This window comes from Xanthomonas hyacinthi (assembly GCF_009769165.1).
Taxonomy (GTDB): Bacteria; Pseudomonadota; Gammaproteobacteria; order Xanthomonadales; family Xanthomonadaceae; genus Xanthomonas_A; species Xanthomonas_A hyacinthi.
In genome coordinates this window covers 795,834-819,692 of sequence record NZ_CP043476.1, presented here as the reverse complement: position 1 = coordinate 819,692, position 23,859 = coordinate 795,834, and the positions used below count along the sequence as shown (strand labels likewise).

The following is a 23,859-nucleotide window of genomic DNA, read 5'->3' as shown; positions in this document are numbered from 1 at the left end:
GAATGACACAATGAATTCCCGTCTCGAAAAGATCTACAAGGAAGAAGTGGTACCGGCTTTGATGAAGAAGTTCGGTTACACCAATCCGATGCAAGTGCCGAAGCTGGTCAAGGTCACCCTGAACATGGGCGTGGGCGAGGCGGCGACGAACAAGAAGATCCTGGAAAACGCCGTGGCCGACATGGGCAAGGTCTCCGGCCAGAAGCCGGTCGTCACCAAGTCGCGTATCTCGGTGGCCTCGTTCAAGATCCGCGATGGCTGGCCGATCGGCTGCAAGACCACGTTGCGTCGCGCCAAGATGTACGAGTTCCTGGACCGCCTGATCAACATCTCGCTGCCGCGCGTGCGCGACTTCCGTGGTGTGTCCGGTCGTTCGTTCGACGGTCGCGGCAACTTCAACATGGGCGTGAAGGAGCAGATCATCTTCCCGGAAATCGACTTCGACGCCGTCGATGCGATCCGCGGCATGGACATCGCCATCACCACCACCGCCAAGACCGACGCCGAAGCCAAGGCGCTGCTCGAAGCGTTCAAGTTCCCGTTCCGTAATTAAGGGTTAGACAATGGCAAAGACCTCCATGGTCAACCGCGATATCAAGCGGAAGAAGCTGGCGAAGAAGTTCGCCGACAAGCGCGACGCGCTGAAGAAGATCATCGCCGCCGACAGCTCGTCCTACGACGAGAAAGCCGACGCGGTGGTCAAGCTGCAGAAGCTGCCGCGCGATTCCTCGCCGAGCCGCCAGCGCACCCGTTGCGAACTGTCCGGCCGTCCGCGCGGCGTCTACCGCAAGTTCGGCCTCGGCCGCAACATGCTGCGCAAGGCGACGATGAACGGCGACGTGCCGGGCCTGCGCAAGGCCAGCTGGTAACACCCGGCGGTCCCGGCTCCGTTCGCGGAGCCGGGGGCAGGGCGGTCGCGCGCCAGCCTGCGGTTCAGTCAACGAGTCCGACGCAAGTCGGACTTTTTGTCGTATAATCCCGCTCCTTGCCTGCACCTGGCAGGGCGGGTTTGTCGCAAACAAAGGCCCTGGCCTGCTCCAGGACGCTGCACGCTGCATATCACCGCTTCATTCCACAGCTTCACATCACAAGATTTTCGCGAAAGCGGATATCGGTGCACTCAAAGGTAGACACCATGAGCATGACTGATCCCATCGCCGACCTGCTGGTCCGCATCAAGAATGCGGCCGCGGTTGGCAAGCCGACGGTGAAAATGCCGTCCTCCAAGATCAAGGTAGCGATCGCAGAAGTGCTGAAGGCCGAAGGCTATATCGGCGACCTGCGCGTCAACCCGATCGAGAACAACAAGTCCGAGCTGGAAATCGTGCTGAAGTACTTCGAGGGCCGTCCGGTCATCGATACGCTCAAGCGCGTGTCCCGTTCGGGTCTGCGTCAGTACCGCGGTAAGGCCGAACTGCCGAAGGTTCTCGGCGGCCTGGGCGTTGCCATCATTTCCACGTCCAAGGGCATCATGACCGATGCGCAGGCCCGTCAGGCCGGCGTCGGTGGCGAAGTCCTGTGCTTCGTGGCCTAAGGGAAGGAGTACTCAAATGTCCCGCGTAGCCAAGAAGCCGATTTCCCTCCCGAAGGGCGTCGAACTGAATGTCCAGTCCGAGCTGGTGAGCGTCAAGGGCCCGAAGGGCACCCTGTCGCTGATCAAGCCGGCTGGCGTCGAAATCAAGCAGGAAAACGGTGTGGCCACGCTGTCGGCGAACGACCCGTCGCAGATCGCCATCACCGGCACCGTCCGCGCGATCCTGGCGAACATGGTGCAGGGCGTGTCCGAAGGCTTCGAGCGCAAGCTCGAGCTGGTCGGCGTCGGCTACCGTGCCACGATGCAGGGCAAGGACCTGAGCCTGGCGCTCGGCTTCTCGCACCCGGTCGTGTTCAAGGCGCCGGAAGGCATCACCCTGGCCACCCCGACTCAGACCGAGATCGTGGTGCAGGGCGCCGACAAGCAGCGCGTCGGCGAAGTCGCCGCCAAGATCCGCGGTTTCCGTCCGCCGGAGCCCTACAAGGGCAAGGGTGTGAAGTACGCCGGTGAAGCCATCATTCGCAAGGAAGCCAAGAAGGCCTAATGCAGGCGCGTGCGGATCCTTCCGCGGGAGCCCGGCCATCCATGGCCGGACTCTTCAATGCAAAAGCCTGTTCTCCTTCAGCTTCCGTAGGACACATATCATGACCATCAACAAGAACATCGCCCGCCTGCGCCGCGCCAAGTCGACCCGTGCGCACATCCGCGAACTCGGCGTCGCCCGCCTGACGGTGCTGCGCACCGGCCAGCACCTGTACGCGCAGGTCTTCACCGCCGACGGCTCCAAGGTGATCGCTGCGGCGAACACCTTGCAGGCCGACGTCAAGGACGGCCTGAAGAGCGGCAAGAACAGCGAGGCGGCCGTCAAGGTCGGCAAGCTGATCGCCGAGCGCGCCAAGGCCGCGGGCATCGAGAAGGTCGCCTTCGACCGCTCGGGCTACCGCTACCACGGCCGCATCAAGGCGCTGGCCGACGCCGCGCGCGAAGGCGGCCTGCAGTTCTGATCCTTGCGGGTGCGGCGTCCACGCCGCGCCCGACCTGCCGATGCGGGCCGCATCGGACCTTGGCGCGCCTTATGTGCGCGTCCGGTGAACACGGTTCCAGTCAACAACTACAAGCGGCATGCAAGCCGTAAATCTTTCAACTACCAAGGAATACACAATGGCTGAAGAACAGCGTGCACCGCGGGGTCGTGATCGCGACCGCAACCGCGAAGAGAAAGTCGACGACGGCATGATCGAAAAGCTGGTCGCGGTCAACCGCGTCAGCAAGACGGTCAAGGGCGGTCGCCAGTTCACCTTCACCGCGCTGACCGTGGTCGGCGACGGCAACGGCAAGATCGGTTTCGGTTACGGCAAGGCGCGTGAAGTGCCGGTCGCGATCCAGAAGTCGATGGAGTACGCGCGCAAGGGCATGCTCAACATCGACCTGAACAACGGCACCCTGTGGCACCCGGTGAAGTCCGGCCACGGCGCGGCGCGCGTGTTCATGATGCCCGCCTCGGAAGGTACCGGCGTCATCGCCGGCGGCGCGATGCGCGCCGTGCTGGAAGCGGTCGGGGTCAAGAACGTGCTGGCCAAGGCCGTCGGTTCGCGCAACCCGATCAACCTGGTGCGCGCCACCCTGCGCGGGCTGGAAGACATGCAGTCGCCGTCGCGTATCGCGGCCAAGCGCGGCAAGAAGGTGGAGGAACTCAACCATGGTTAATGAGTCCAACAAGACGGTGAAGGTGCGCCTGGTGCGCGGCCTGCGTGGTACCCAGTCGCGTCACCGCCTGTCGGTGCGTGCGCTGGGCCTGAACAAGCTCAACGATGTGCGTGAATTGAAGGACAGCCCGCAGGTACGCGGCCTGATCAACAAGGTTCACTACCTCGTCCAGGTTGAGGAATAAGCGACCATGACTATGCAACTCAATGATCTGAAGCCGGCCCCCGGCGCGCGTACCGAGCGCACCCGCGTCGGTCGCGGCATCGGTTCGGGCCTGGGCAAGACCTGCGGCCGCGGCCACAAGGGTTCGTTCGCGCGCAAGGGCGGCGGCAAGATCAAGGCCGGCTTCGAAGGCGGCCAGACCCCCATGCAGCGTCGTCTGCCGAAGATCGGCTTCCGTTCCAAGATCGCCAAGGACACCGCCGAAGTGCTGTCCTACCAGCTCGACAACCTGCCGGAAGGCGAGATCGATTTCGCCGCGCTGCGCGCTGCGAAGCTGGTTCCGAGCACCGCGAAGAAGGCCAAGGTCGTGCTCAAGGGCGAGCTGAGCAAGAAGTTCGTGCTCAAGGGCATCGCCGCGACCGCCGGTGCCAAGGCGGCAATCGAAGCTGCCGGCGGCAGCGTGCAGGAGTAACACGCAGATGGCGCAGGGTGGCATGGGTAACCTCGGCGGCGGGCTTGGCAAGTTCACGGAACTGCGCCAGCGCCTGTTGTTCGTTCTCGGCGCATTGATCGTCTACCGCATCGGCTGCTACGTGCCGGTGCCGGGCGTCAATCCCGAAGCCATGCTTGCGCTGATGCAGGCGCAGGGCGGCGGCATCGTGGACATGTTCAACATGTTCTCGGGCGGCGCCCTGCACCGTTTCAGCATTTTCGCGCTGAACGTGATGCCGTACATCTCGGCATCGATCGTGATCCAGTTGGCCACGCACATCTTCCCGTCGCTGAAGGCGATGCAGAAGGAAGGCGAATCCGGCCGACGCAAGATCACCCAGTATTCGCGCATCGGCGCGGTGCTGCTGGCGGTGGTGCAAGGCGGCAGTATCGCGCTGGCGCTGCAGAACCAGACCGCACCGGGCGGCGCACCGGTGGTGTACGCGCCGGGCATGGGCTTCGTGCTCACCGCGGTGATCGCGCTGACCGCCGGCACCATCTTCCTGATGTGGGTCGGCGAGCAGGTCACCGAGCGCGGCATCGGCAACGGCGTGTCGCTGATCATCTTCGCCGGCATCGTCGCCGGCCTGCCGGCCGCGTCGATCCAGACCGTGGAAGCCTACCGCGACGGCAACATGAGCTTCATCTCGCTGTTGCTGATCGTGCTGACCATCCTCGCCTTCACCCTGTTCGTGGTGTTCGTCGAGCGCGGGCAACGGCGGATCACGGTGAACTATGCGCGGCGCCAGGGCGGCCGCAACGCGTACATGAACCAGACCTCGTTCCTGCCGCTGAAGCTGAACATGGCCGGCGTGATTCCGCCGATCTTTGCCTCGAGCATCCTCGCCTTCCCGGCGACGCTGTCGATGTGGTCGGGCCAGGCCGCCTCCAACAGCACCTTCGGCAGCTGGCTGCAGCGCATCGCCAATGCGCTGGGCCCGGGCGAGCCGGTGCACATGATCGTGTTCGCCGCGCTGATCATCGGTTTCGCGTTCTTCTATACCGCGCTGGTGTTCAACTCGCAGGAAACCGCGGACAACCTGAAGAAGTCCGGCGCGCTGATCCCGGGTATCCGTCCGGGCAAGGCCACCGCCGACTACGTCGACGGCGTGCTGACCCGGTTGACCGCCGCCGGCTCGCTGTACCTGGTGATCGTGTGCCTGCTGCCGGAAATCATGCGCGCGCAGCTCGGCACCTCGTTCCATTTCGGCGGCACCTCGCTGCTGATCGCGGTCGTGGTGGTGATGGACTTCATCGCGCAGATCCAGGCGCACCTGATGTCGCACCAGTACGAAAGCCTGTTGAAGAAGGCCAACCTCAAGGGTGGCTCGCGCGGCGGCGGTTTCGCCCGCGGTTGATTGCTATAATTTGACTTCCTTCGGTGAAGGCGCCCCCGGTTCCCGGGCGCAGTCTTCCCACTTGAAGGGCGGCCCATGCAGCGGTCTCGTGCGTGGGTGCGACGTGGTGGTCCTGCGCTGGAGTAGCGCGGGCGGCCGAGGTGGATCCTCACCCTGGCCAACGACGTCCGGCGCCGGAGCATGGGCACACTCCCCATGCCGGGCCTGCGGAACCGAAAGGTTCCACGGGCTTCCATGTAACCCGAGACCTTGCTAGACTTACAAGTTCACTTTTTGATCCATCCTGCCGGATGGCGCCATAGTGCGCCGTCGGGCCATCACTCAGTTGGAGAACCGCGTCATGGCGCGTATTGCAGGCGTCAACCTGCCAGCCCAGAAGCACGTCTGGGTCGGGTTGCAAAGCATTTTCGGCATCGGCCGTACCCGTTCGAAGAAAGTCTGCGAAGCCGCAGGCGTGACCTCGAGCACCAAGATCCGTGACCTGTCCGAACCGGAAATCGAGCGCCTGCGCCTCGAAGTCGGCAAGTACATCGTCGAAGGCGACCTGCGTCGCGAAGTGGGCATTGCCATCAAGCGGCTGATGGACCTGGGCTGCTACCGCGGCCTGCGTCATCGTCGTGGCCTGCCGCTGCGTGGTCAGCGCACCCGCACCAACGCCCGCACCCGCAAGGGCCCGCGCAAGGCGATCAGGAAGTAAGGGACAGACATGGCTAAGCCCACAGCAGCAAAGACCAAGAAGAAGATCAAGCGCGTCGTCACCGACGGCGTCGCCCACGTCCACGCTTCGTTCAACAACACCATCGTGACCATCACCGACCGCCAGGGCAATGCATTGTCCTGGGCGACCTCCGGTGGCGCCGGTTTCCGCGGTTCGCGCAAGTCCACGCCGTTCGCGGCGCAGGTTGCCGCCGAGAAGGCCGGGCGCGCCGCGCTCGACTACGGCGTGAAGTCGCTGGAAGTGCGCATCAAGGGCCCGGGTCCGGGTCGCGAGTCCGCCGTCCGTTCGTTGAACAACGTCGGATACAAGATCACCAACATCATCGACGTGACGCCTATCCCGCACAACGGGTGCCGTCCGCCGAAGAAGCGTCGCGTCTAAAGGAGCGATAAGAAATGGCTCGTTATATCGGTCCTACCTGTAAGCTCGCGCGCCGTGAAGGCGCCGATCTTTCCCTCAAGAGCCCGGCGCGTGCGCTGGACTCCAAGTGCAAGCTGGAGCAGAAGCCCGGCCAGCACGGCGCGACCGCCCGCAAGGGCAAGCTGTCCGACTACGCCACCCAGCTGCGCGAAAAGCAGAAGGTCAAGCGTATCTACGGTCTGCTGGAGCGTCAGTTCCGCAACTACTACAAGAAGGCCTCGACCAAGAAGGGCAACACCGGCGAGAACCTGCTGCAGCTGCTGGAAACCCGCCTGGACAACGTGGTCTACCGCATGGGCTTCGCCGTCACCCGTCCGGCCGCGCGCCAGCTGGTGTCGCACCGTGGCGTGCTGGTCAACGGCAAGTCGGTGAACCTGGCCTCGTACCAGGTCAAGGCCGGCGACGCGATCGCCCTGTCGGAAAAGGCGCAGAAGCAGCTTCGCGTGCAGGAAGCGCTGACCGTTGCCGAAACGCACGACCTGAACCCGTCCTGGGTCGAGGTCGATTCGAAGAAGTTCAGCGGCATCTTCAAGGCCGTGCCGGATCGTGCGGACCTGCCTGCCGACATCAACGAAGCGCTGATCGTCGAGTTGTATTCGAAGTAATCACATTGGAGAGCCTCCGGTAACGGAGGTTCGTCAGGAGAACCCGCAACATGACGGTTACCGCCAACCAGGTTCTGCGCCCCCGTGGGCCGCAGATCGAACGCCTTACCGACAACCGCGCCAAGGTCGTAATCGAGCCCTTGGAGCGCGGCTATGGGCATACGCTGGGCAATGCCCTGCGCCGCGTGCTGTTGTCCTCGATTCCCGGCTTCGCGATCACCGAAGTCGAGATCGACGGCGTGCTGCACGAGTACACCACGGTCGAAGGGCTGCAGGAGGACGTGCTGGATGTCCTGCTCAACCTCAAGGACGTGGCCATCCGCATGCACACCGGCGACAGCGCCACGCTGTCGCTGTCCAAGCAGGGCCCGGGGACGGTCACTGCCGCCGACATCAAGACCGACCACAACGTCGAGATCCTCAACAACGACCACGTGATCTGCCACCTGACCAAGGATATGGCGATCAACATGCGTCTGAAGATCGAGCGTGGCTTCGGCTACCAGCCGGCCGCCGCGCGTCGCCGCCCGGACGAGGAAACCCGCACCATCGGTCGCCTGATCCTGGATGCGTCGTTCTCGCCGGTGCGTCGCGTCGCCTACGCGGTCGAATCCGCGCGCGTCGAGCAGCGCACCGACCTGGACAAGCTGGTCCTGGACATCGAGACCAACGGCACCATCGATGCCGAGGAAGCCGTGCGCACCGCCGCCGACATCCTCAGCGATCAGCTGTCGGTGTTCGGCGACTTCACCCATCGCGACCGTGGCGCGGCCAAGCCGGCCAGCAACGGCGTGGATCCGGTGCTGCTGCGTCCGATCGACGATCTGGAACTGACCGTGCGTTCGGCCAACTGCCTGAAGGCCGAGAGCATCTACTACATCGGCGATCTGATCCAGAAGACCGAAGTGGAGCTGCTCAAGACCCCGAACCTCGGCAAGAAGTCGCTGACCGAGATCAAGGAAGTGCTGGCCCAGCGCGGCCTGTCGCTCGGCATGAAGCTGGAGAACTGGCCGCCGGCCGGCGTCGCCCAGCACGGCATGCTCGGCTAAGCAGCCGCACCTGGCCGATGCCGCACCGGCATCGGCCATGGACGGACGCATGTCCGGTCATGGATGGCCGGGCAGGGCTCTGCGCAGCCCAGGCAATACCGCCAGGGATGGAAGCAGGGGCGCCTTCGAGGCGCCTCGCGCCGCATCAGTTGCACCACTACGCCGACGGGTCTTCAAGCCCGCGGCGTTGTCCGGTCAGGGACGGCCGGCTCGGACCATCCGCAGTCCATTGTTCAACGCCAGGATGGCGACAGCGATCTCCAGCAGTTTCAACTTTCCATAGGAACCAAGACCATGCGTCACCAGAAATCCGGCCGCAAGTTCAACCGCACCAGCGCCCATCGCCAGGCGATGTTCTCCAACATGGCGGCCTCGCTGTTCAAGCACGAACTGATCAAGACCACCTTGCCGAAGGCCAAGGAACTGCGTCGCGTCGCCGAGCCGCTGATCACCATCGCCAAGGTCGATGGCGTCGCCAATCGCCGTCTGGCCTTCTCGCGCCTGCGCGACAAGGAAGCGGTGGGCAAGCTGTTCGTCGAGCTGGGCCCGCGCTACCAGTCGCGTCCGGGCGGCTACCTGCGCATCCTGAAGTGCGGCTTCCGCGCCGGCGACAACGCGCCGATGGCGTACGTCGAGCTGGTCGATCGCCCGACCGCGATCGCCGAGGAAGTGGCCGAGTAGATCCGGCCCGCACCGCGTCGGCAAGAAGCCCGGCATGTCCGGGCTTTCTTGCGTCTGGGCGGCGGCTCCGCGACGTGCGGGCGGACGCCGCGGCGCGCGCCGCACGTGTCGACGGACGGCACATGGTGGCGAGGCGGGCGATGGCGGATAATGCGCGCATCGTTCATGTGAGCCCGACCCGATGAACCCGTTACGCTGGAGTTTCCGCGCGCAGTTCCTGTTCGGTTTTCTGATCTGCGCCGCGCTGCTGGGCTATGCGATCTACGTGCAGCTGCAGCTGGGCATCGAGCCCTGCCCGCTGTGCGTCTTCCAGCGCATCGCGTTCGCCGCGCTGGGCCTGCTGTTCCTGCTCGGCGCCTTGCACGGCCAGGCGCGCAGCGGCGGGCGCAAGGTCCATGGCGTGCTGGCGTTCCTCGCCGCGGCCATCGGCGCCGGCATCTCCAGCAAGCACGTGTGGGTGCAGCTGTTTCCCGATCCGATGGCCTCCTGCGGGCCGCCGCTGGGCTTCCTGCGCGAGACGCTGGGGCCGTTCGAGGTGCTACGCCGGGTGCTGACCGGGACCGGCGACTGCGGCAACATCGACTGGCGCTTCCTCGGCCTGTCGATGCCGATGTGGTGCCTGATCTGCTTCGTGCTGCTGGCGCTGTTCGCGCTGTATGCCGGCTTCAAGAGCAGGCGGCGGTCGCTGCACTGATAGCGGCCGGAGGCCGCGCTGGTGCCGCGACGCGGTAAAGGCGCGTGTTCGACTGCGGCCCTCTTGGTCGTTGGCAGCGCTGTCTGCCGCCAGCGGAGCTGGGCCGGGACGACGAAACCTGTGGGAGCGACTTCAGTCGCGACAGGCGTTACCGATAAGGCCCGTCGCGACTGAAGTCGCTCCCACAACACCTCGTGGGCTGCGAATTCATGGGGTGTGAATATCCAGCGGATTTCGGCTTGGCAAGCCGTCGCGCCTGGTTTCGGAGCTTGAACTCGCTTTCGCCTGCAAGCGACAGCTGTGCAGTACCTCTCTTCTCCCCGCATCCAGGCCGGCCCGTTCCACGGGCGCGGCCTGCTCCCGCACCTGCCTCAGAAATCCTGCTGCAGGCTCAGGTACACGCCGCGGCGCGGTGCCCATTGCGGCGCGAACACGCCGATGCCGCCGCCGTCGCGCAGCTGGTAGCTGCGATCGAGCACGTTGAGCACCGCCAGTTGCGCGTGCAGCGGATGCGCGCTGAGCGCGAAGTCGTGGCCGGCGCTCAGGTTCAGCTGGAAGTACGACGGCAGCTCGGCGCCGTTGGGCACGGTGTCGGTGTCGGTGCGCAATCCGCTGCCGAACAGGTAGTTGGCGCCGATCCGGCTGGCGTCGTCGATCGCGTAGCTGATGCCGCCGGACGAGGTGAACTTCTGGTCATGGTCGAGGTGGATCCAGTTGTCGTAGGCATAGGCCAGCGCGTCCGGATCGAAGTTGTACAGGCTGGTCATGACCCGCTTGCCCATCGCCTTGCTGTAGGCGACGTTGAAGTAGGCGGTGACCGGTCCGTTGCTGTAGTCGGCGCTGAATTCCGCGCCGCGGATGCGGCCGTAGCGGTAGTTGAAGGTGGAATACACGTAGGCGGCGCCGAACTGGCCTTCGTCCTGCAGGCGGTCGGCCTTGCGGTAGTAGGTGTCCAGGCCCAGGGTCAGGTGCTCGTTGACCACCTGCGAGATGCCCAGGTCGTAGTAGTCGCTGCGCTCGCTCAGCGGCGTGGTCGCGCCGCCGGCGGTGGACTGCTGGTTGGTGGTGCCGTCGTACAGGGCGATGTCGCTGGTGGAGATCAGTTCGCTGGCCGGCGGGGTGAAGTAGCGCGCGTAGCCGGCGTGCACGGTGGTGTCGGCGCTGGCCTGCCAGACCACGCCCAGGCGCGGGCTGAGCTGGCCTTCGGTGGTGCCGAACGCCTTGTAGCGGTCGCCGCGCACGCCGTAGTTCACGGTCCAGTCCTCGCCGATCTTCCACTCGTCCTGCAGATACAGCGCATAGGTGCTGGCGTGGAAACGGCTGGCGTCGGGAATGAAGATCGGCGCATTGCTGGTCTGATTGCCGTCGGCATCGGCCGGGAACACATAGGAATTGTTGCTGGCCACGGCATGTTCGAAGTTGCCGTACACGCCGTAGCGCAGCGTGTGCGCGTCGCCGAGCGGGGTGGAGAAGTCGGCCTGCACGGTGTTGGCGCGGTTGCTGCGGTCCACCTGCGAGGCGACGCCGTTGAAGATCAGATCGCCGGCGACGTCGGGCGAGAACGCGACGCTGCTGTAGCGCTGCCCGGCCGACAGCTGGTAGCTGGTGGCGCCGAGCGAGCCCTGCAGCACTAGCGTGCCGAAGCGGGTGTTCTCGCGCTGGTTCTCGTCGAGCCTGGACGAATCGAAGTCGGTGGTGCCCAGGTAGTCGAACGCGGGCGTTTGCCCGGGATTGTTCGGGATCTGGAAGCGGTTGTTGGCGTAGCCGACCAGCAGGCTGAGCCGGGTGTTCTCGTCGATCAGGTAGCTGAGGTCGGCGAAGCCCTTGCTCTGGTGCGACTTGTCGTGCTCGGGCGTGCGGCTGTCGACCGGATTCTCCAGGCCGTTCTTGTTCTGCGCGTAGTCGCCGCTGACGAACCAGCTCCAGCGGCCGCTGCTGCCCCACCAGGAGGCGTTCGGATTGAGCGTGCCGTAGGAGCCGCCGGTGATGCCGACGCTGCCGCCGTTGCCCAGTTCCACGCCGCTCTTGGTGGTGATGTCCACCACCGCCGCGGTGCGGTCGCCGAACTGCGCCGGCAGCGCGCCGTCGAGCAGCTTGATGCTCTTGATCGTGCGCGGGTCCAGGCTCTGGCCGAAGCCGGAGATGGACTCGGGGATCAGCACGCCGTTGATGCGGTACTGCAGATTGGCGTGGTCGCCGCGCACGTGGATGCCGCTGTAGGAGTCCTGGACCACGCCCGGTGCCTGCAGCAGCACCTGGTTGAGCGGGGTGGAGGCGCCCAGCGGTAGCCGTTCGATGTCCGCGGCGGTGATCGCGTATTGGCTGCTGCCGATATCCGGCGACAGCGCGTTGCGCGCGGCTTCCAGCTTGGCGGTGACGGTGACCGCGTCCAGGTCGGTGGTGCGCTCGGGGTCGGTATCGGCGGCGAGCGCGAGGCCAGGGGCGGCCAGCAGGACAAGGGCGATGGCGGCGGAGAGGGGGCGAGGTGTCATGGCGTGGGCGAGACCTGGAATAAAAAAAAAGGGAGTGGATTTGTTATGTCATAACATTCTACTTTCGCGGCAACATTAGCGTAGGCCGGAAGTCATGCCTGGCATGCGCGCTTTGCCTTCCGTTCATGTCCCGGCGCGCGATGGCCACGGTTTGGCCACCACGCGACACGGCGCTTTGCGTCGCGGCCTGGCTCTGCCAACATCGCAGGCTGCCAAGGAGTCCTTTCATGAACCTGTCCGTCCCCGCCGTCGCGCCCGAATCCGTTCCGCCGTCCTGGGCGCCCGCCAGCTGGCGCGGCAAGCCCGCGCTGCAGATGCCGGTGTATCCGGACGCGCAGGCGCTGGAGACGACGCTGGACGAATTGCGCCAGCTGCCGCCGCTGGTCACCTCGTGGGAGATTTTCGCGCTGAAGAAGCAGCTGGCCGAGGCGCAGGAAGGCAAGCGTTTCCTGCTGCAGGGCGGCGATTGCGCGGAGAATTTCAGCGATTGCGAGTCGGGTACCATCTCCAACCGACTCAAGGTGCTGCTGCAGATGAGCCTGGTGCTGGTGCACGGACTGCGCCTGCCGGTGGTGCGGGTCGGGCGCTACGCCGGCCAATATGCCAAGCCGCGCTCGGCCGACACCGAGACCCGCGACGGCGTGATCCTGCCCAGCTACCGCGGCGACGTGGTCAACGGCCCGGAGTTCACCGTGCAGGCGCGCGCGCCCGATCCGCGGCGCATGATCACCGCGCACTCGCGTTCGGCGATGACGATGAACTTCGTGCGCGCGCTGATCGACGGCGGTTTCGCCGACCTGCACCATCCCGAGTACTGGAACCTGAGCTGGGTCGGCTACTCGCCACTGGCCGAGGACTACCAGAAGATGGTCGCCTCGATCGGCGACGCGGTGCGCTTCATGGAGACCCTGTCCGGGGCGCAGTTGTACAACCTCAACCGGATCGACTTCTACACCTCGCACGAAGCGCTGCTGCTGCCGTACGAGGAAGCGCTGAGCCGCGAGGTGCCGCGGCAGTGGGGCTGGTTCAACCTCAGTACGCACTATCCGTGGATCGGCATGCGCACCGCAGCGCTGGACGGCGCGCACGTGGAGTACTTCCGCGGCATCCGCAATCCGATCGCGGTCAAGGTCGGGCCGTCGGCGCAGCCGGACCAGTTGCTGCGCCTGATCGACGTGCTCAACCCCGAGGACGAACCGGGCCGGCTGACCTTCATCCATCGCATGGGCGCGGCGCAGATCGCGCAGAAACTGCCGCCGCTGCTGGACGCGGTGAAGCGCGACGGCCGCCGCGTGCTGTGGGTGTGCGATGCGATGCACGGCAATACCGAGAGCACCAGCAACGGCTACAAGACACGGCGCTACGACAACGTGCTGGGCGAGGTGGAGCACTCTTTCGACATCCATGCCGCGGCCGGCACGCGCCTGGGCGGCGTGCATCTGGAACTGACCGGCGAAGACGTCACCGAATGCACCGGCGGCGCACGCGAACTGACCGAGTGCGACCTGGAGCGTGCGTACCGTTCCAGCGTGGATCCGCGCCTGAACTACGAGCAGTCGCTGGAGATCGCGCTGGCGATCGTGCGCAAGCAGAACGGGCGCAGCGTGCCGCTGACCACGGACTGAGGCCGCGCAGGCAGCCGGGTGCGATCGCTAGCACGCCGTCGCGGGCATCTTGCAATGACGCCGCGCCGGCGTACCGCGCCGCTCGACATCGCGCTCATGCCTGCTTTGCCACACTGCCGCCACGCCTCCCCCCTTCAAGGAGCGCATCTTGAACCCGGACCTCGACTGGATCCCGTGGCGCGTTTACACGCTGCCGATCGGCGCTGCGGTAGTGCTCGGTTTCCTCGCCTGGTGGCTGCTGCTGCGGATCGCGCAGCGCATGCGCGGGCGCGACTACCGGCGCGCGCGTATCGTCGGCGTGCTCAGCGTGCCGATGGCGTTCCTGCTGCCGATGCTGATGCTCAGCTTCGCGCTGGAATCCACGCCGCTGGACGAGCGCGCGCTGACCGACCTGCAGCATCTGCTGCACATCGGCATGATCGCCTGCGTGACCTGGCTGCTGGTGCGCGGCGCCGCCGCGCTGGAAGCGGCGATCCTGCGCAGCTATCCGATCGAAGTGGCCGACAATCTGACCGCGCGCCGCATCCAGACCCAGACCCGGGTGCTGGCACGCGTGGCGATGGGCACGATCGTCCTGCTCGGCACCTCGGTGGTGCTGCTGACCTTCCCGGCGGTCCGCCAGATCGGCACCACGCTGCTGGCATCGGCCGGCATCATCGGCCTGGTCGCCGGTATCGCCGCCAAGCCGGTGTTCGGCAACCTGATCGCGGGCTTGCAGATCGCCTTGACCCAGCCGATCCGGCTCGACGACGTGGTCATCGTCGAAGGCGAGTGGGGCCGCATCGAGGAGATCGGCAGTTCCTACGTGGTGGTGCGCATCTGGGACGAGCGGCGCATGGTGGTGCCGTTGACCTGGTTCATCGAGAACCCGTTCCAGAACTGGACGCGCAGCAGCGCCGATCTGCTCGGCACCGCGTTCCTGTGGCTGGACTACCGCACGCCGCTGCCGCAGCTGCGTGCCGAGCTGGAGCGGATCTGCAAGAGCGAGCCGCTGTGGGATGGCCGCGTCTGCGTGACCCAGGTGACCGAGACCAGCGAAAGCACGATCCAGGTGCGCCTGCTGGTCAGTGCGCGCAACTCCGGCGATGCGTTCGACCTGCGCTGCATCGTGCGCGAACGGACGATCGATTTTCTGACCCGCGAACATCCGTATGCCTTGCCGCGGATGCGTGCGGAGATTGCGTCGGAAGCATCGCCGCCGTTGCGCCCGGCGCCGGCGGCGTCGCTCGACTCGGCCGCGATGCGTTCGCCCGGCGCCGAGGATGGCGCGCCGGCGGCGACAGCGGCGTCCGATTTGGCCGAGCCGAAGCCCGGCACGGCATAGCCTGGTGCTTTGCTGTGGTGTATGCGCGTCTTCGCAGCCGTCTGTATCGCGCATGCGTTGTTGCGGTGGTGCATGGCCTACGGCATGTTTCTCTCATCCGCTTGCATGCGATGAAACCTTCAGGAGCGGCTTCTTCGCCAACTATTTTGCCAGCGCCAGCGCCAGCGCCACGCAGGCGGCATCCATGACATGACGGTTTCCGGCATCTGCCGGTGAGCCATAGGAGGTTGGCAGTGTCGTGGTGTCGGATAAATCCTTCAGCGCAATTGGAATGCCGTGCAGCAAGTCTTTGCGGGGGGAGTCGGTTCTTTTCGATGCCTTCGAAAGCCCGCGACGCCGCCGCATTTCCAGTCCGGGCCTTCGCTGAAATCCACGTGTAACGCTCACGCTTCTTACCCCTACTGCCGAGCTAAAAAATCCGTTTCGAAGGACGCGTGCATCACAAAATGGACTTTCAATGCTCTAGCCTCAGTTTTCCAGATTCTTAGAGTGAAGGCGATTACCTTTCAGAGTGGAAATCCAGCGCGAGCCTCTGTGCTCAAATAGCGAAGAAGCCTGTGCAAACGCTTCTTATGGCACGCAATGATACTCACGCGCATCGGCAGGTTCCCGGGGAGTCGTTCTCCGGGAGGCAGCGCAGCGCTATGGGGATTGGCAAACCGCTGTGGACGCAAGGGGCGCAAGCACTCAGACCGCAGGACGCCGCCGGCGCCGGACCAGGTCGCGGGCCAGGATGCCGACCACGGCGAGATTGATCGCCAGCACCGCCCAGGACGCCCAGCCGGGATGGCGCACGATCGCGTAGATGTCGAACGGCAGGTAGAGGGCGGCGGAAATGCAGCCCAGCATCGACGCCCAGGCCTTTGCGCGCCACAGGCCCCAGGCTTCGACGATGTGCAGCACGCCGTAGGCGAGCATGCCGGCGGCGGCCAGGTGCACCGCGCCGGGATTGATCATGGTGAGCAGCGACGGCAGCGCGCCGTGCTCCGGGTCCAGGCTGAAGCGCACGATCAGCCGGCCCACCGCCGCACGCAGCGGCAGCGGGCCCATCAGTTCCAGGCCCGTGGCCGCGAGCACCGCCAGCAGGCCTTTGCCGGCCTCCAGCAGTGCGATCAGGTGCAGGCCTGGATGCGCATGCGGATCCGGGTTGTACGCCTTCTTGCTGGCCACGGGAACTCGGCGATCAGCCGCCGCGACCGGCGCGCTTGCGATCGCTTTCGGTCAGGAACTTCTTGCGCAGACGGATTTCCTTCGGGGTGACTTCGACCAGCTCATCGTCCTCGATGAAGTCCAGCGCCTGTTCCAGCGTGTACTTGATCGCCGGGGTCAGCTTGATCGCATCGTCCTTGCCCGACGCGCGCATGTTGGTCAGCGGCTTGGTCTTGATCGCGTTGACGGTCAGATCGTTGTCCTTGGAGTGGATCCCGATCAGCTGGCCTTCGTACACGTTGTCGCCTTCAGCGGCGAACAGGCGGCCGCGCTCTTCTAGCGGCCCCAGCGAGTAGGCGGGGGTGGCGCCGGCGGCGTTGGCGATCATCACGCCGTTCTGGCGCTTGGCGATGGCGCCCTGTTCCTTCGGGCCGTAATGGTCGAACACGTGGAACAGCAGGCCCGAGCCCTGGGTCAGGGTGCGGAACTCGTTCTGGAAGCCGATCAGGCCACGCGCCGGGATCATGTAGTCCAGGCGCACGCGGCCCTTGCCGTCCGGCTCCATGTTCTTCAGCTGGCCCTTGCGGATGCCCAGCTTCTCCATCACGCCGCCCTGGTGCTGCTCTTCGATGTCCACCACCAGCTGCTCGACCGGCTCCATCAGCTTGCCGTCGATTTCCTTGACGATGACTTCCGGACGCGACACCGCCAGCTCGAAGCCCTCGCGGCGCATGTTCTCGATCAGCACCGACAGGTGCAGCTCGCCGCGGCCGGAGACCAGGAACTTGTCCGGGTCGGAGCCTTCCTCGACCTTCAGCGCGACGTTGTGCAGCGTCTCGCGCTCCAGGCGCTCGCGGATCTGGCGGCTGGTGATGAACTTGCCGCCGCTGTGTTCCTTGCTGCCGGCGAACGGCGAGTTGTTGACCTGGAAGGTCATCGAGATGGTCGGCTCGTCCACGGTCAGCGCCGGCAGCGCTTCCGGGGTGTCCAGCGCGCAGATGGTGTCGGAGATGCTCATGTCGGCGAGGCCGGAGATGGCGACGATGTCGCCGGCCTCGGCCTCTTCCACTTCCACCCGCTCCAGGCCCATGAAGCCCAGTACCTGCAGGATCTTGCCCTGGCGCTTCTTGCCTTCGCGGTCGACGATGCTGACCGGCATGTTCTTCTTGACCTTGCCGCGCTGGATCCGGCCGATGCCGATCAGGCCGACGAAGTTGTTGTAGTCCAGCTGGCTGATGCGCATCTGGAACGGACCGTCCGGGTCCACCTGCGGCGGCGCCACGTGCTTCATGATCGCTTCGTACAGCGGGGTCATGTCGCCTTCGCGGGCGCTGTCGTCCAGGCTCGCGTAGCCGTGCAGCGCCGAGGCGTAGACGATCGGGAAGTCGAGCTGCTCGTTGGTCGCGCCGAGCTTGTCGAACAGGTCGAACACCTGGTCGATCACCCAGTCCGGACGCGCGCCCGGGCGGTCGATCTTGTTGACCACCACGATCGGCTTGAAGCCCATCGCGAATGCCTTCTGGGTCACGAAGCGGGTCTGCGGCATCGGCCCGTCCATCGCATCGACCAGGATCAGCACCGAGTCCACCATCGACAGCACGCGCTCCACCTCGCCGCCGAAGTCGGCGTGTCCGGGGGTGTCGACGATGTTGATGCGGTTGCCCTGCCAGGTGATGGCCGTGTTCTTGGCCAGGATCGTGATGCCACGTTCCTTTTCCTGATCGTTGCTGTCCATCACGCGCTCGGCCAGCACCGTGCGCTCGGAGAGGGTGCCGGACTGCTTCAGCAGGCAGTCGACGAGGGTGGTCTTGCCATGATCGACGTGGGCGACGATGGCGATATTGCGAAGATTTTCGATGGACATGCGAAAGGGGCCAACCGGCGCCAGAAAGGAAGGAGAGTAAGCCGCCTATCATACCTGCATCCCGGCGCGCCTGCCGGTTCAGGATTCGGCGGCCGGCGGCAGGGCCGTTCAGTCCCGGGAGCGGGGGCCTGAAGCGGGCGAAACAGGCCGCCGTGTATCCTATGCGCCCCAAATGACGCCCCCGTTTCCAAGGAATCCCATGTCCCTGATCGCCCATTTCGACACCGCCCGCGGCCCGATCACGATCGAGCTGTATCCCGACAAGGCGCCGCTGACCGTGGCCAACTTCGTGAACCTGGCCAAGCGCGGCTTCTACGACGGGCTGAGCTTCCACCGCGTGATCGCCGACTTCATGATCCAGGGCGGCTGCCCGGAAGGCTCCGGCCGCGGCGGCCCGGGCTACCGTTTCGAGGACGAGACCAGCAACGGCGTGCGCCACGAGCGCGGCGTGCTGTCGATGGCCAATGCCGGTCCCAGCACCAACGGCAGCCAGTTCTTCATCACCCACACCGCCACCCCGTGGCTGGACGGCAAGCACACCGTGTTCGGCAAGGTGACCGAGGGCCTGGACGTGGTCGACAGCGTCGCCCAGGGCGATGCGATCAACGGGATCACCATCGAAGGCGACGCCGATGCGGTGCTGGCGGCCAAGGCCGACCGCGTCGCCGAGTGGAACCGCCTGCTCAGCGCCTGAGTGCCGCCGCGACCGGTCGCCCAGGTCGGTCGCCGCTGGCCTGCGTGCTAACATTTCCCGGTTGACTGCCGCGCCCCAATCTCGATGACGATGCGTCCCCTTCTGTTGTGCATGCTGCTGCTCGGGATCGGCGGCGGCGTGCACGCGTGGTGGCGCAGTTCGGCGCCGGCAGCGGCGCCGGCAACGCTGGCCGCCGGCGATCCGCGGCTACTCACCGGCGAGGACGGCATCGTGATGCTGGCCGCCGACTGGTGCGGCTACTGCCGCCGGCAACAGGCCGATTTCGAACGTGCCCAGGTCCGCTACCGCGTGCTCGACGTGGAGCAGGAGGAAGGCCGTCTGGCCGCCGCCGCACTGGGCCGCGAAGGCGTGCCGACCACCGTGATCGGCCAGCATGTGATCGACGGCTACGACACTGCCGCCCTGGATGCGCATCTGCAGCCGCTGGGCTACCGCGTCTACTGACCCACCCTATCCCTTTTTTAGCAGAGGAACCCCCCATGAAGACACCCGTACGTGTTGCTGTGACCGGCGCTGCCGGCCAGATCGGCTATGCCCTGCTGTTCCGGATCGCCTCCGGCGAGATGCTGGGCAAGGACCAGCCGGTGATCCTGCAGCTGCTCGAGCTGCCGATGGAGAAAGCCCAGGCCGCGCTGAAGGGCGTGATGATGGAGCTGGAAGACTGCGCGTTCCCGCTGCTGGCCGGCATGGTCGGCAGCGACGACGCCGAAGTGGCGTTCAAGGACGCCGACGTCGCCCTGCTGGTCGGCGCGCGTCCGCGCGGCCCGGGCATGGAGCGCAAGGACCTGCTGCTGGAGAACGCCAAGATCTTCACCGCGCAGGGCGCGGCGCTGAACAAGGTCGCCAGCCGCAACGTCAAGGTGCTGGTGGTCGGCAACCCGGCCAACACCAACGCCTACATCGCGATGAAGTCGGCGCCGGAGCTGAACCCGAAGAACTTCACCGCGATGCTGCGCCTGGACCACAACCGCGCGCTGAGCCAGCTCTCGCTCAAGCTCGGCAAGCCGGTCGGCGGCATCGAGAAGCTGGTGGTGTGGGGCAACCACAGCCCGACCATGTATCCGGACTACCGTTTCGCCACTGCCGACGGCGCCTCCATCGCCGATGCGATCAACGACCAGGACTGGAACGCCGGCAGCTTCATCCCGACCGTGGGCAAGCGCGGCGCGGCGATCATCGAAGCGCGCGGCTCGTCCTCGGCCGCCTCGGCCGCCAACGCCGCCATCGACCACGTGCGCGACTGGGTGCTGGGCAGCAACGGCAAGTGGGTGACCATGGGCGTGCCATCCGACGGCTCCTACGGCATTCCGGAAGGCGTGATATTCGGCTTCGCGGTGACCACCGCCAACGGCGAGTACACCCTGGTGAAGGACCTGCCGATCGACGACTTCAGCCGCAAGTACATCGACAAGACCCTGGCCGAGCTGGAAGAAGAGCGCAGCGGCGTGGCGCACCTGCTGGGCTGATCGCACGCGCGATCGCGTCACCGGACGCCGGGCTCTGCCCGGCGTTCTGCGTTGTGCCGGCCGGAACCTGCGGGCCACCTTCGGAGAAGAAGGGAGCAGCCGTCGTGCATAGCCCCTCTTGGGGTGAGGGTACGGCGCGAAGCGTCCCGCTGAGTTGGGTGCACGAGGCTGTGCCCGGACCCTCATCCGGCCCTGCGGGCCACCTTCCCCCGAAAAGGGGGCCATGGTCCCGATGGGAGAAGGGAACAGCTGCGGTGTGTTTGGTGGCGTGACTGGAGAAGCTAGTACGGTGTGCTACGTTTCCGCAGCCATTCGCCAAGGGATAATTTCTATGGTCATGCTGTACCGGTGGGTCTTGTCGCTAGCGCTCGCCAGCGCCTTGCCGTTCGCCGCTTCGGCCGCGGAAAGCGGCTACCGGCAGCCGCCCGAGCCGCTGCTGGGGGTGATGCGCGCGCCGCTGAATCCGTCGCCGCGGCTGGATCCCACCGGCAAGACCCTGCTGCTGGTGCAGCGCACCCAGTATCCGCCGATCGCGCGCGTTGCCGAGCCGTACCTGAAGCTGGCCGGGGTGCGCGTGGAGCCGCGCAGCCACAGCCGCCACGACATGTCCAACGGCTACGGCATCCGCGCCTGCCTGGAAGGCTTCAGCCTGGTCGATGTGGCCAGCGGCAGGCAGAGCGCGGTGACCCTGCCGGCCGGCGCCTGTCCGGCGCTGCCGGTGTGGTCGCCGGACGGGCGCCGTTTCGCCTTCAACAACACCGCCGCCGACCGCGTCGAACTGTGGCTGGGCGATGTGGCCACCGGCGATGTGCGCCGCATCGACGGCGTGCAGCTCAACCCGGTGCTGGGCGGCGAGATCCAGTGGCTGGGCGGCAGCGACACGCTGCTGCTGAAGACCGTGCCGCAGGACCTGGGCGTGGCGCCGCGCAAGGCGGCGGTGCCGCCCGGCCCGGAGGTCAAGGAAACCATCCAGGGCAAGGGCGAGAGCAGCACCTACGAGGCGCGCGACACGCTGTCCAGCCCCGAGGACGAGGCGCTGTTCACCTATTACGCCACCTCGCAGCTGCTCACCGTCGATGCCGCCAGCGGCAAGCAGGGCAAGGTCGGCGCGCCGGCGGTCTATACCGCGGTCGATGGCGCGCCCGACGGCCGCCATGTGCGCGTGGAGCGGCTCAAGCGGCCGTATTCCTACGTCACCACCTATGCGCGGTTCGCCCACGATGTGGCGGTGCTGGACCTGGCCAATGGCCGCGAGCGCGTGCTGGCCAAGCTGCCGGTGGCCGACCGGGTGCCGGTGCAGGGCGTGCCGACCGGCCCGCGCGCGTACGCCTGGCGGGCCAACCAGCCGGCCACGCTGGTCTGGGCCGAGGCGCTGGACGGCGGCGACTGGAAGGCCGCCGTGCCCGCGCGCGACAAATTGCTGACTCTGGCGGCGCCGTTCACCGCCAAGCCGCGCGAGCTGGCGCGGGTGACCCAGCGCTACGCCGGCCTGTCCTGGTTCGCCCAGGGCGGCCAGGCGCTGCTGGACGAATACGACGAGAACCGGCACTGGCGGCGCACCACGCTGCTCGACGCCGACCGCCCCGGCACGCCCGGGCGGGTGCTGTTCGACCTGTCCACCGACGATCTGTACGCCGATCCCGGCACCCCGGAACTGCGCGTGCTGGGCAACGGCGAAGCGGTGCTGCACGAGGACCGCGGCGCGCTGTTCCTGAGCGGGCAGGGCGCCACGCCGGCCGGCGACCGCGCGTTCCTGGACCGCTACGCACTGGCCAGCGGCAAGACCGAGCGCCTGTTCCGCAGCGAGGCCAGCGTCGACGAGGTGTTCGCCGGGTTCGCCGGCGACGACACCACCCGGCTGCTGACCTGGCGGCAGTCGCCGACCGATCCGCCGAACGTGTACCTGCGCGCGCTGGGCCAGGCGCAGCCCGCTGCGGCGGCGGGCGAAGCGGTCTACGCATCGAGCGTCGCGCCGGTCACCCGCTTTCCCGATCCCACGCCGCTGGTACGGCAGATCAAGAAGCGCCTGGTGACCTACACGCGCAAGGACGGGGTGGAGCTGTCGTTCACCCTGTACACGCCGCCAGGCTACAAGGAAGGCACGCGGGTGCCGGCGATCCTGTACGCCTATCCGCTGGACTACGCCGACCCGTCCAAGGCCGGCCAGGTCAGCGGCGCCAACGAGCGCGATTTCACCCGCCTGAGCTCCTACCAGCTGTTGCTACTGGCCGGCTACGCGATCATCGACGACACCGCGTTCCCGATCGTCGGCGATCCCAGGACCGCCTACGACACCTATCTGCAGCAACTGGTGGACAACGCCACCGCCGCGGTGGACAAGGCGGTGGAGCTGGGCGTGGTCGACCGGCAGCGGATCGGCGTCACCGGCCACAGCCACGGCGCGCTGATGGCGGCCAACCTGCTGGCGCATACCGACCTGTTCCGCGCCGGCGTGGCGACGAGCGGCAGCTACAACAAGACCCTGACCCCGTTCGGCTTCCAGAACGAGCGACGCTCGTTCTGGGCCGCGCCGGAGGTCTACGCGCAGGCCTCGGCGTTCTTCCACGCCGACAAGATCGACGAACCGCTGTTGATCGTGCACGGCATGGACGACGCCAACCCCGGCACCGAAACCACCCAGGCACCGCGGCTGTTCCAGGCGATCCGCGGCAACGGCGGCACCGCGCGGCTGGTACTGCTGCCGTTCGAACCGCACTGGTATAGCGCGCGCGAGTCCAACGAGGACGTGGTGGCGGAGATGCTGGAGTGGTTCGATCGCTACGTGAAGAATGCGCAGCCGCGCGCGGCTGCGGCGAAGGCGACAGCGCAGAAGCAGTAGGTAGTCCACGGGCGGCGGCGCAGGCGGGCGCGGCCGCTGCGCCGCCGCCTGCGCCGTTCGACCAAGGTCGGAACGACGCCGCGCCGCGCAGGACCATGCTCGGTTTCATGCCGCTATGGGGAATTGGATTCCAAACCGGTCTGCCACTCAAAACCGGGGGGACGTCGCATTTCGCGATCCCACAGCTGCAGCAGCATGAAGCTCACCGCCGCACAACCCCCTTGAGGCAAGGGCGCGCGCCGACAGGCGCGGGTTGTGGCAGGCGAGTGAGCAGGGGCCCAAGGTTTCGCCATCGGCGAAACTTTGGGTAAGCCCGCCAGGGGGCGAAGCCCCAGGGCTTACTGCAGCAGCGACCGCAGCATCCACGCGTACTTCTCGTGGGTCTGCAGGCGCTGGGTCAGCATGTCCACCGACGGGTCGTCGCCGGCGGCGTCGGCGGTCTTGAGCGCCTTGCGCGCGGTGCGGCACAGCGCCTCGTTGCCGACCACCAGCTGGCGCACCATCTCGCGCCAGTCGGCGCTGTCGCTCAGGCCCGGCTCTTCCGGGATCGAGGTCAGCGCGGCGTATTCCTTGTACGACCCCGGCGCGTTGAAGCCCAGCGCGCGGATGCGCTCGGCGACGTCGTCCAGCGCCGCCCACTGCTCGGTGTACTGGGTCTCGAACATCAGATGCAGCGAGTTGAACATCGACCCGGTCACGTTCCAGTGGAAGTTGTGGGTCTTCAGGTACAGGGTGAACGCGTCGGCCATGAAGTGCGACAGGCCGTCGGCGATCTTCTTGCGGTCGCCGCCACCGATCCCGATATCGATGTTGGGCGCGGACGGCGCCAGCGCCGCCAGCGGCGTGGTGGACGCCGCCTGCTTGGCGGGGCTCTTGGTCTTGCCGGGGGTCTTGCTCTTGGCCATCAGGGAATCCTCTTGAGGGGTTGGGAACGATATGGCGTCACAATAGACAGACTAAAGCAT

26 protein-coding genes are annotated in these 23,859 nt (G+C 66.3%); 21 read left to right on the top strand and 5 right to left on the bottom strand.

Annotated features, from left to right (window positions below):
- Nucleotides 1–10 precede the first annotated feature (10 nt).
- From rplE to FZ025_RS03710, 15 genes are all read left to right on the top strand, one after another.
- Nucleotides 11–553, top strand: a complete 543-nt coding sequence (rplE, locus tag FZ025_RS03780) for a 50S ribosomal protein L5 (RefSeq protein ID WP_046979789.1) — start codon at nt 11–13, stop codon at nt 551–553.
- A 10-nt stretch (nt 554–563) separates the two neighbouring features.
- Nucleotides 564–869, top strand: a complete 306-nt coding sequence (gene rpsN, locus FZ025_RS03775; protein WP_046979788.1) for a 30S ribosomal protein S14 — start codon at nt 564–566, stop codon at nt 867–869.
- Between the two features lie 266 nt (nt 870–1,135).
- The gene (gene rpsH / locus FZ025_RS03770) at nt 1,136–1,534 is read left to right on the top strand and encodes a 30S ribosomal protein S8 (protein WP_003470646.1); all 399 of its coding nucleotides are present in this window, start codon (nt 1,136–1,138) and stop codon (nt 1,532–1,534) included.
- 16 nt (nt 1,535–1,550) lie between these two features.
- Nucleotides 1,551–2,078: a 50S ribosomal protein L6 gene (gene rplF / locus FZ025_RS03765; RefSeq protein WP_046979787.1), complete on the top strand. Its 528-nt coding sequence runs from the start codon at nt 1,551–1,553 to the stop codon at nt 2,076–2,078.
- Nucleotides 2,079–2,178: 100 nt separating this feature from the next.
- On the top strand, nt 2,179–2,538 hold the full coding sequence (gene rplR / locus FZ025_RS03760; RefSeq protein ID WP_046979786.1) for a 50S ribosomal protein L18: 360 nt from the start codon (nt 2,179–2,181) through the stop codon (nt 2,536–2,538).
- A 157-nt stretch (nt 2,539–2,695) separates the two neighbouring features.
- Complete coding sequence (gene rpsE, locus FZ025_RS03755) at nt 2,696–3,241, top strand: 30S ribosomal protein S5 (RefSeq protein ID WP_104557639.1); 546 nt, start codon at nt 2,696–2,698, stop codon at nt 3,239–3,241.
- Nucleotides 3,234–3,425: a 50S ribosomal protein L30 gene (gene rpmD, locus FZ025_RS03750; protein ID WP_046979785.1), complete on the top strand. Its 192-nt coding sequence runs from the start codon at nt 3,234–3,236 to the stop codon at nt 3,423–3,425. The genes rpsE and rpmD overlap by 8 nt, the downstream gene beginning before the upstream one ends.
- A 6-nt stretch (nt 3,426–3,431) precedes the next feature.
- The gene (rplO, locus tag FZ025_RS03745) at nt 3,432–3,875 is read left to right on the top strand and encodes a 50S ribosomal protein L15 (RefSeq protein ID WP_104557637.1); all 444 of its coding nucleotides are present in this window, start codon (nt 3,432–3,434) and stop codon (nt 3,873–3,875) included.
- A gap of 7 nt (nt 3,876–3,882) precedes the next feature.
- A complete protein-coding gene (gene secY, locus FZ025_RS03740; protein ID WP_046979783.1) occupies nt 3,883–5,253 on the top strand; it encodes a preprotein translocase subunit SecY in 1,371 nt (456 codons plus the stop codon).
- Nucleotides 5,254–5,593: 340 nt separating this feature from the next.
- Entirely contained in the window at nt 5,594–5,950 is a 357-nt protein-coding gene (gene rpsM, locus FZ025_RS03735) for a 30S ribosomal protein S13 (protein ID WP_003470634.1), read from the top strand.
- A 9-nt stretch (nt 5,951–5,959) separates the two neighbouring features.
- A complete protein-coding gene (gene rpsK / locus FZ025_RS03730; RefSeq protein ID WP_046979782.1) occupies nt 5,960–6,352 on the top strand; it encodes a 30S ribosomal protein S11 in 393 nt (130 codons plus the stop codon).
- A gap of 14 nt (nt 6,353–6,366) precedes the next feature.
- Nucleotides 6,367–6,996 carry a 30S ribosomal protein S4 gene (gene rpsD, locus FZ025_RS03725; protein ID WP_010340454.1) on the top strand — a complete coding sequence of 210 codons (630 nt, stop codon included), beginning with the start codon at nt 6,367–6,369 and terminating at the stop codon, nt 6,994–6,996.
- Nucleotides 6,997–7,046: 50 nt separating this feature from the next.
- Nucleotides 7,047–8,045, top strand: coding sequence for a DNA-directed RNA polymerase subunit alpha (locus tag FZ025_RS03720; RefSeq protein WP_046979781.1), 999 nt, complete (start codon nt 7,047–7,049; stop codon nt 8,043–8,045).
- 294 nt (nt 8,046–8,339) lie between these two features.
- On the top strand, nt 8,340–8,726 hold the full coding sequence (gene rplQ, locus FZ025_RS03715) for a 50S ribosomal protein L17 (protein WP_003470628.1): 387 nt from the start codon (nt 8,340–8,342) through the stop codon (nt 8,724–8,726).
- A 181-nt stretch (nt 8,727–8,907) separates the two neighbouring features.
- On the top strand, nt 8,908–9,420 hold the full coding sequence (locus FZ025_RS03710; protein WP_046979780.1) for a disulfide bond formation protein B: 513 nt from the start codon (nt 8,908–8,910) through the stop codon (nt 9,418–9,420).
- Between the two features lie 371 nt (nt 9,421–9,791).
- Here the strand turns inward: FZ025_RS03710 and FZ025_RS03705 are convergent, their stop codons facing one another.
- Nucleotides 9,792–11,912 carry a TonB-dependent receptor gene (locus tag FZ025_RS03705; RefSeq protein WP_046979779.1) on the bottom strand — a complete coding sequence of 707 codons (2,121 nt, stop codon included), beginning with the start codon at nt 11,910–11,912 and terminating at the stop codon, nt 9,792–9,794.
- A gap of 227 nt (nt 11,913–12,139) precedes the next feature.
- On the opposite strand from FZ025_RS03705, the gene FZ025_RS03700 reads away from it, so the two are divergent.
- Together FZ025_RS03700 and FZ025_RS03695 are read left to right on the top strand one after the other, a co-directional pair.
- A complete protein-coding gene (locus FZ025_RS03700) occupies nt 12,140–13,537 on the top strand; it encodes a class II 3-deoxy-7-phosphoheptulonate synthase (RefSeq protein WP_046979778.1) in 1,398 nt (465 codons plus the stop codon).
- Nucleotides 13,538–13,685: 148 nt separating this feature from the next.
- Nucleotides 13,686–14,861, top strand: a complete 1,176-nt coding sequence (locus FZ025_RS03695) for a mechanosensitive ion channel family protein (protein ID WP_046979777.1) — start codon at nt 13,686–13,688, stop codon at nt 14,859–14,861.
- A gap of 141 nt (nt 14,862–15,002) precedes the next feature.
- Here the strand turns inward: FZ025_RS03695 and FZ025_RS03690 are convergent, their stop codons facing one another.
- The 3 genes from FZ025_RS03690 to typA form a co-directional block, all read right to left on the bottom strand.
- Nucleotides 15,003–15,248, bottom strand: a complete 246-nt coding sequence (locus FZ025_RS03690; RefSeq protein ID WP_208803738.1) for an amidase family protein — start codon at nt 15,246–15,248, stop codon at nt 15,003–15,005.
- Nucleotides 15,249–15,548: 300 nt separating this feature from the next.
- Nucleotides 15,549–16,031 (bottom strand): DUF2127 domain-containing protein, encoded by a 483-nt coding sequence (locus FZ025_RS03685; RefSeq protein ID WP_046979776.1) that lies wholly within the window; start codon nt 16,029–16,031, stop codon nt 15,549–15,551.
- 13 nt (nt 16,032–16,044) lie between these two features.
- The gene (gene typA / locus FZ025_RS03680) at nt 16,045–17,874 is read right to left on the bottom strand and encodes a translational GTPase TypA (protein ID WP_046979775.1); all 1,830 of its coding nucleotides are present in this window, start codon (nt 17,872–17,874) and stop codon (nt 16,045–16,047) included.
- A gap of 199 nt (nt 17,875–18,073) precedes the next feature.
- Here typA and FZ025_RS03675 point away from each other — a divergent pair, with 199 nt between their 5' ends.
- From FZ025_RS03675 to FZ025_RS03660, 4 genes are all read left to right on the top strand, one after another.
- Nucleotides 18,074–18,568: a peptidylprolyl isomerase gene (locus tag FZ025_RS03675; protein WP_046979774.1), complete on the top strand. Its 495-nt coding sequence runs from the start codon at nt 18,074–18,076 to the stop codon at nt 18,566–18,568.
- Nucleotides 18,569–18,658: 90 nt separating this feature from the next.
- Nucleotides 18,659–19,033: a glutaredoxin family protein gene (locus FZ025_RS03670; RefSeq protein WP_046979773.1), complete on the top strand. Its 375-nt coding sequence runs from the start codon at nt 18,659–18,661 to the stop codon at nt 19,031–19,033.
- Nucleotides 19,034–19,068: 35 nt separating this feature from the next.
- Nucleotides 19,069–20,055, top strand: a complete 987-nt coding sequence (locus tag FZ025_RS03665) for a malate dehydrogenase (protein ID WP_046979772.1) — start codon at nt 19,069–19,071, stop codon at nt 20,053–20,055.
- Between the two features lie 331 nt (nt 20,056–20,386).
- A complete protein-coding gene (locus tag FZ025_RS03660) occupies nt 20,387–22,894 on the top strand; it encodes a S9 family peptidase (RefSeq protein ID WP_046979771.1) in 2,508 nt (835 codons plus the stop codon).
- Nucleotides 22,895–23,232: 338 nt separating this feature from the next.
- Here the strand turns inward: FZ025_RS03660 and FZ025_RS03655 are convergent, their stop codons facing one another.
- Nucleotides 23,233–23,799 (bottom strand): Dps family protein, encoded by a 567-nt coding sequence (locus tag FZ025_RS03655; protein ID WP_046979770.1) that lies wholly within the window; start codon nt 23,797–23,799, stop codon nt 23,233–23,235.
- Nucleotides 23,800–23,859 lie beyond the last annotated feature (60 nt).

Bases quoted from the DNA above. Each gene is read 5' to 3' on its own strand.
- rpsN (WP_046979788.1), top strand. From the start codon at position 564: ATGGCAAAGACCTCCATGGTCAACCGCGATATCAAGCGGAAGAAGCTG.
- FZ025_RS03720 (WP_046979781.1), top strand. From the start codon at position 7,047: ATGACGGTTACCGCCAACCAGGTTCTGCGCCCCCGTGGGCCGCAGATC.
- FZ025_RS03710 (WP_046979780.1), top strand. From the start codon at position 8,908: ATGAACCCGTTACGCTGGAGTTTCCGCGCGCAGTTCCTGTTCGGTTTT.
- rpsM (WP_003470634.1), top strand. From the start codon at position 5,594: ATGGCGCGTATTGCAGGCGTCAACCTGCCAGCCCAGAAGCACGTCTGG.
- rpsD (WP_010340454.1), top strand. From the start codon at position 6,367: ATGGCTCGTTATATCGGTCCTACCTGTAAGCTCGCGCGCCGTGAAGGC.
- FZ025_RS03705 (WP_046979779.1), bottom strand. From the start codon at position 11,912: ATGACACCTCGCCCCCTCTCCGCCGCCATCGCCCTTGTCCTGCTGGCC.
- FZ025_RS03665 (WP_046979772.1), top strand. From the start codon at position 19,069: ATGAAGACACCCGTACGTGTTGCTGTGACCGGCGCTGCCGGCCAGATC.
- rpsE (WP_104557639.1), top strand. From the start codon at position 2,696: ATGGCTGAAGAACAGCGTGCACCGCGGGGTCGTGATCGCGACCGCAAC.
- FZ025_RS03700 (WP_046979778.1), top strand. From the start codon at position 12,140: ATGAACCTGTCCGTCCCCGCCGTCGCGCCCGAATCCGTTCCGCCGTCC.
- FZ025_RS03670 (WP_046979773.1), top strand. From the start codon at position 18,659: ATGCGTCCCCTTCTGTTGTGCATGCTGCTGCTCGGGATCGGCGGCGGC.
- FZ025_RS03675 (WP_046979774.1), top strand. From the start codon at position 18,074: ATGTCCCTGATCGCCCATTTCGACACCGCCCGCGGCCCGATCACGATC.
- rplO (WP_104557637.1), top strand. From the start codon at position 3,432: ATGACTATGCAACTCAATGATCTGAAGCCGGCCCCCGGCGCGCGTACC.
- rplQ (WP_003470628.1), top strand. From the start codon at position 8,340: ATGCGTCACCAGAAATCCGGCCGCAAGTTCAACCGCACCAGCGCCCAT.
- rpsH (WP_003470646.1), top strand. From the start codon at position 1,136: ATGAGCATGACTGATCCCATCGCCGACCTGCTGGTCCGCATCAAGAAT.
- rplE (WP_046979789.1), top strand. From the start codon at position 11: ATGAATTCCCGTCTCGAAAAGATCTACAAGGAAGAAGTGGTACCGGCT.
- rplF (WP_046979787.1), top strand. From the start codon at position 1,551: ATGTCCCGCGTAGCCAAGAAGCCGATTTCCCTCCCGAAGGGCGTCGAA.
- FZ025_RS03660 (WP_046979771.1), top strand. From the start codon at position 20,387: ATGGTCATGCTGTACCGGTGGGTCTTGTCGCTAGCGCTCGCCAGCGCC.
- secY (WP_046979783.1), top strand. From the start codon at position 3,883: ATGGCGCAGGGTGGCATGGGTAACCTCGGCGGCGGGCTTGGCAAGTTC.
- typA (WP_046979775.1), bottom strand. From the start codon at position 17,874: ATGTCCATCGAAAATCTTCGCAATATCGCCATCGTCGCCCACGTCGAT.
- rplR (WP_046979786.1), top strand. From the start codon at position 2,179: ATGACCATCAACAAGAACATCGCCCGCCTGCGCCGCGCCAAGTCGACC.
- rpsK (WP_046979782.1), top strand. From the start codon at position 5,960: ATGGCTAAGCCCACAGCAGCAAAGACCAAGAAGAAGATCAAGCGCGTC.
- FZ025_RS03655 (WP_046979770.1), bottom strand. From the start codon at position 23,799: ATGGCCAAGAGCAAGACCCCCGGCAAGACCAAGAGCCCCGCCAAGCAG.
- rpmD (WP_046979785.1), top strand. From the start codon at position 3,234: ATGGTTAATGAGTCCAACAAGACGGTGAAGGTGCGCCTGGTGCGCGGC.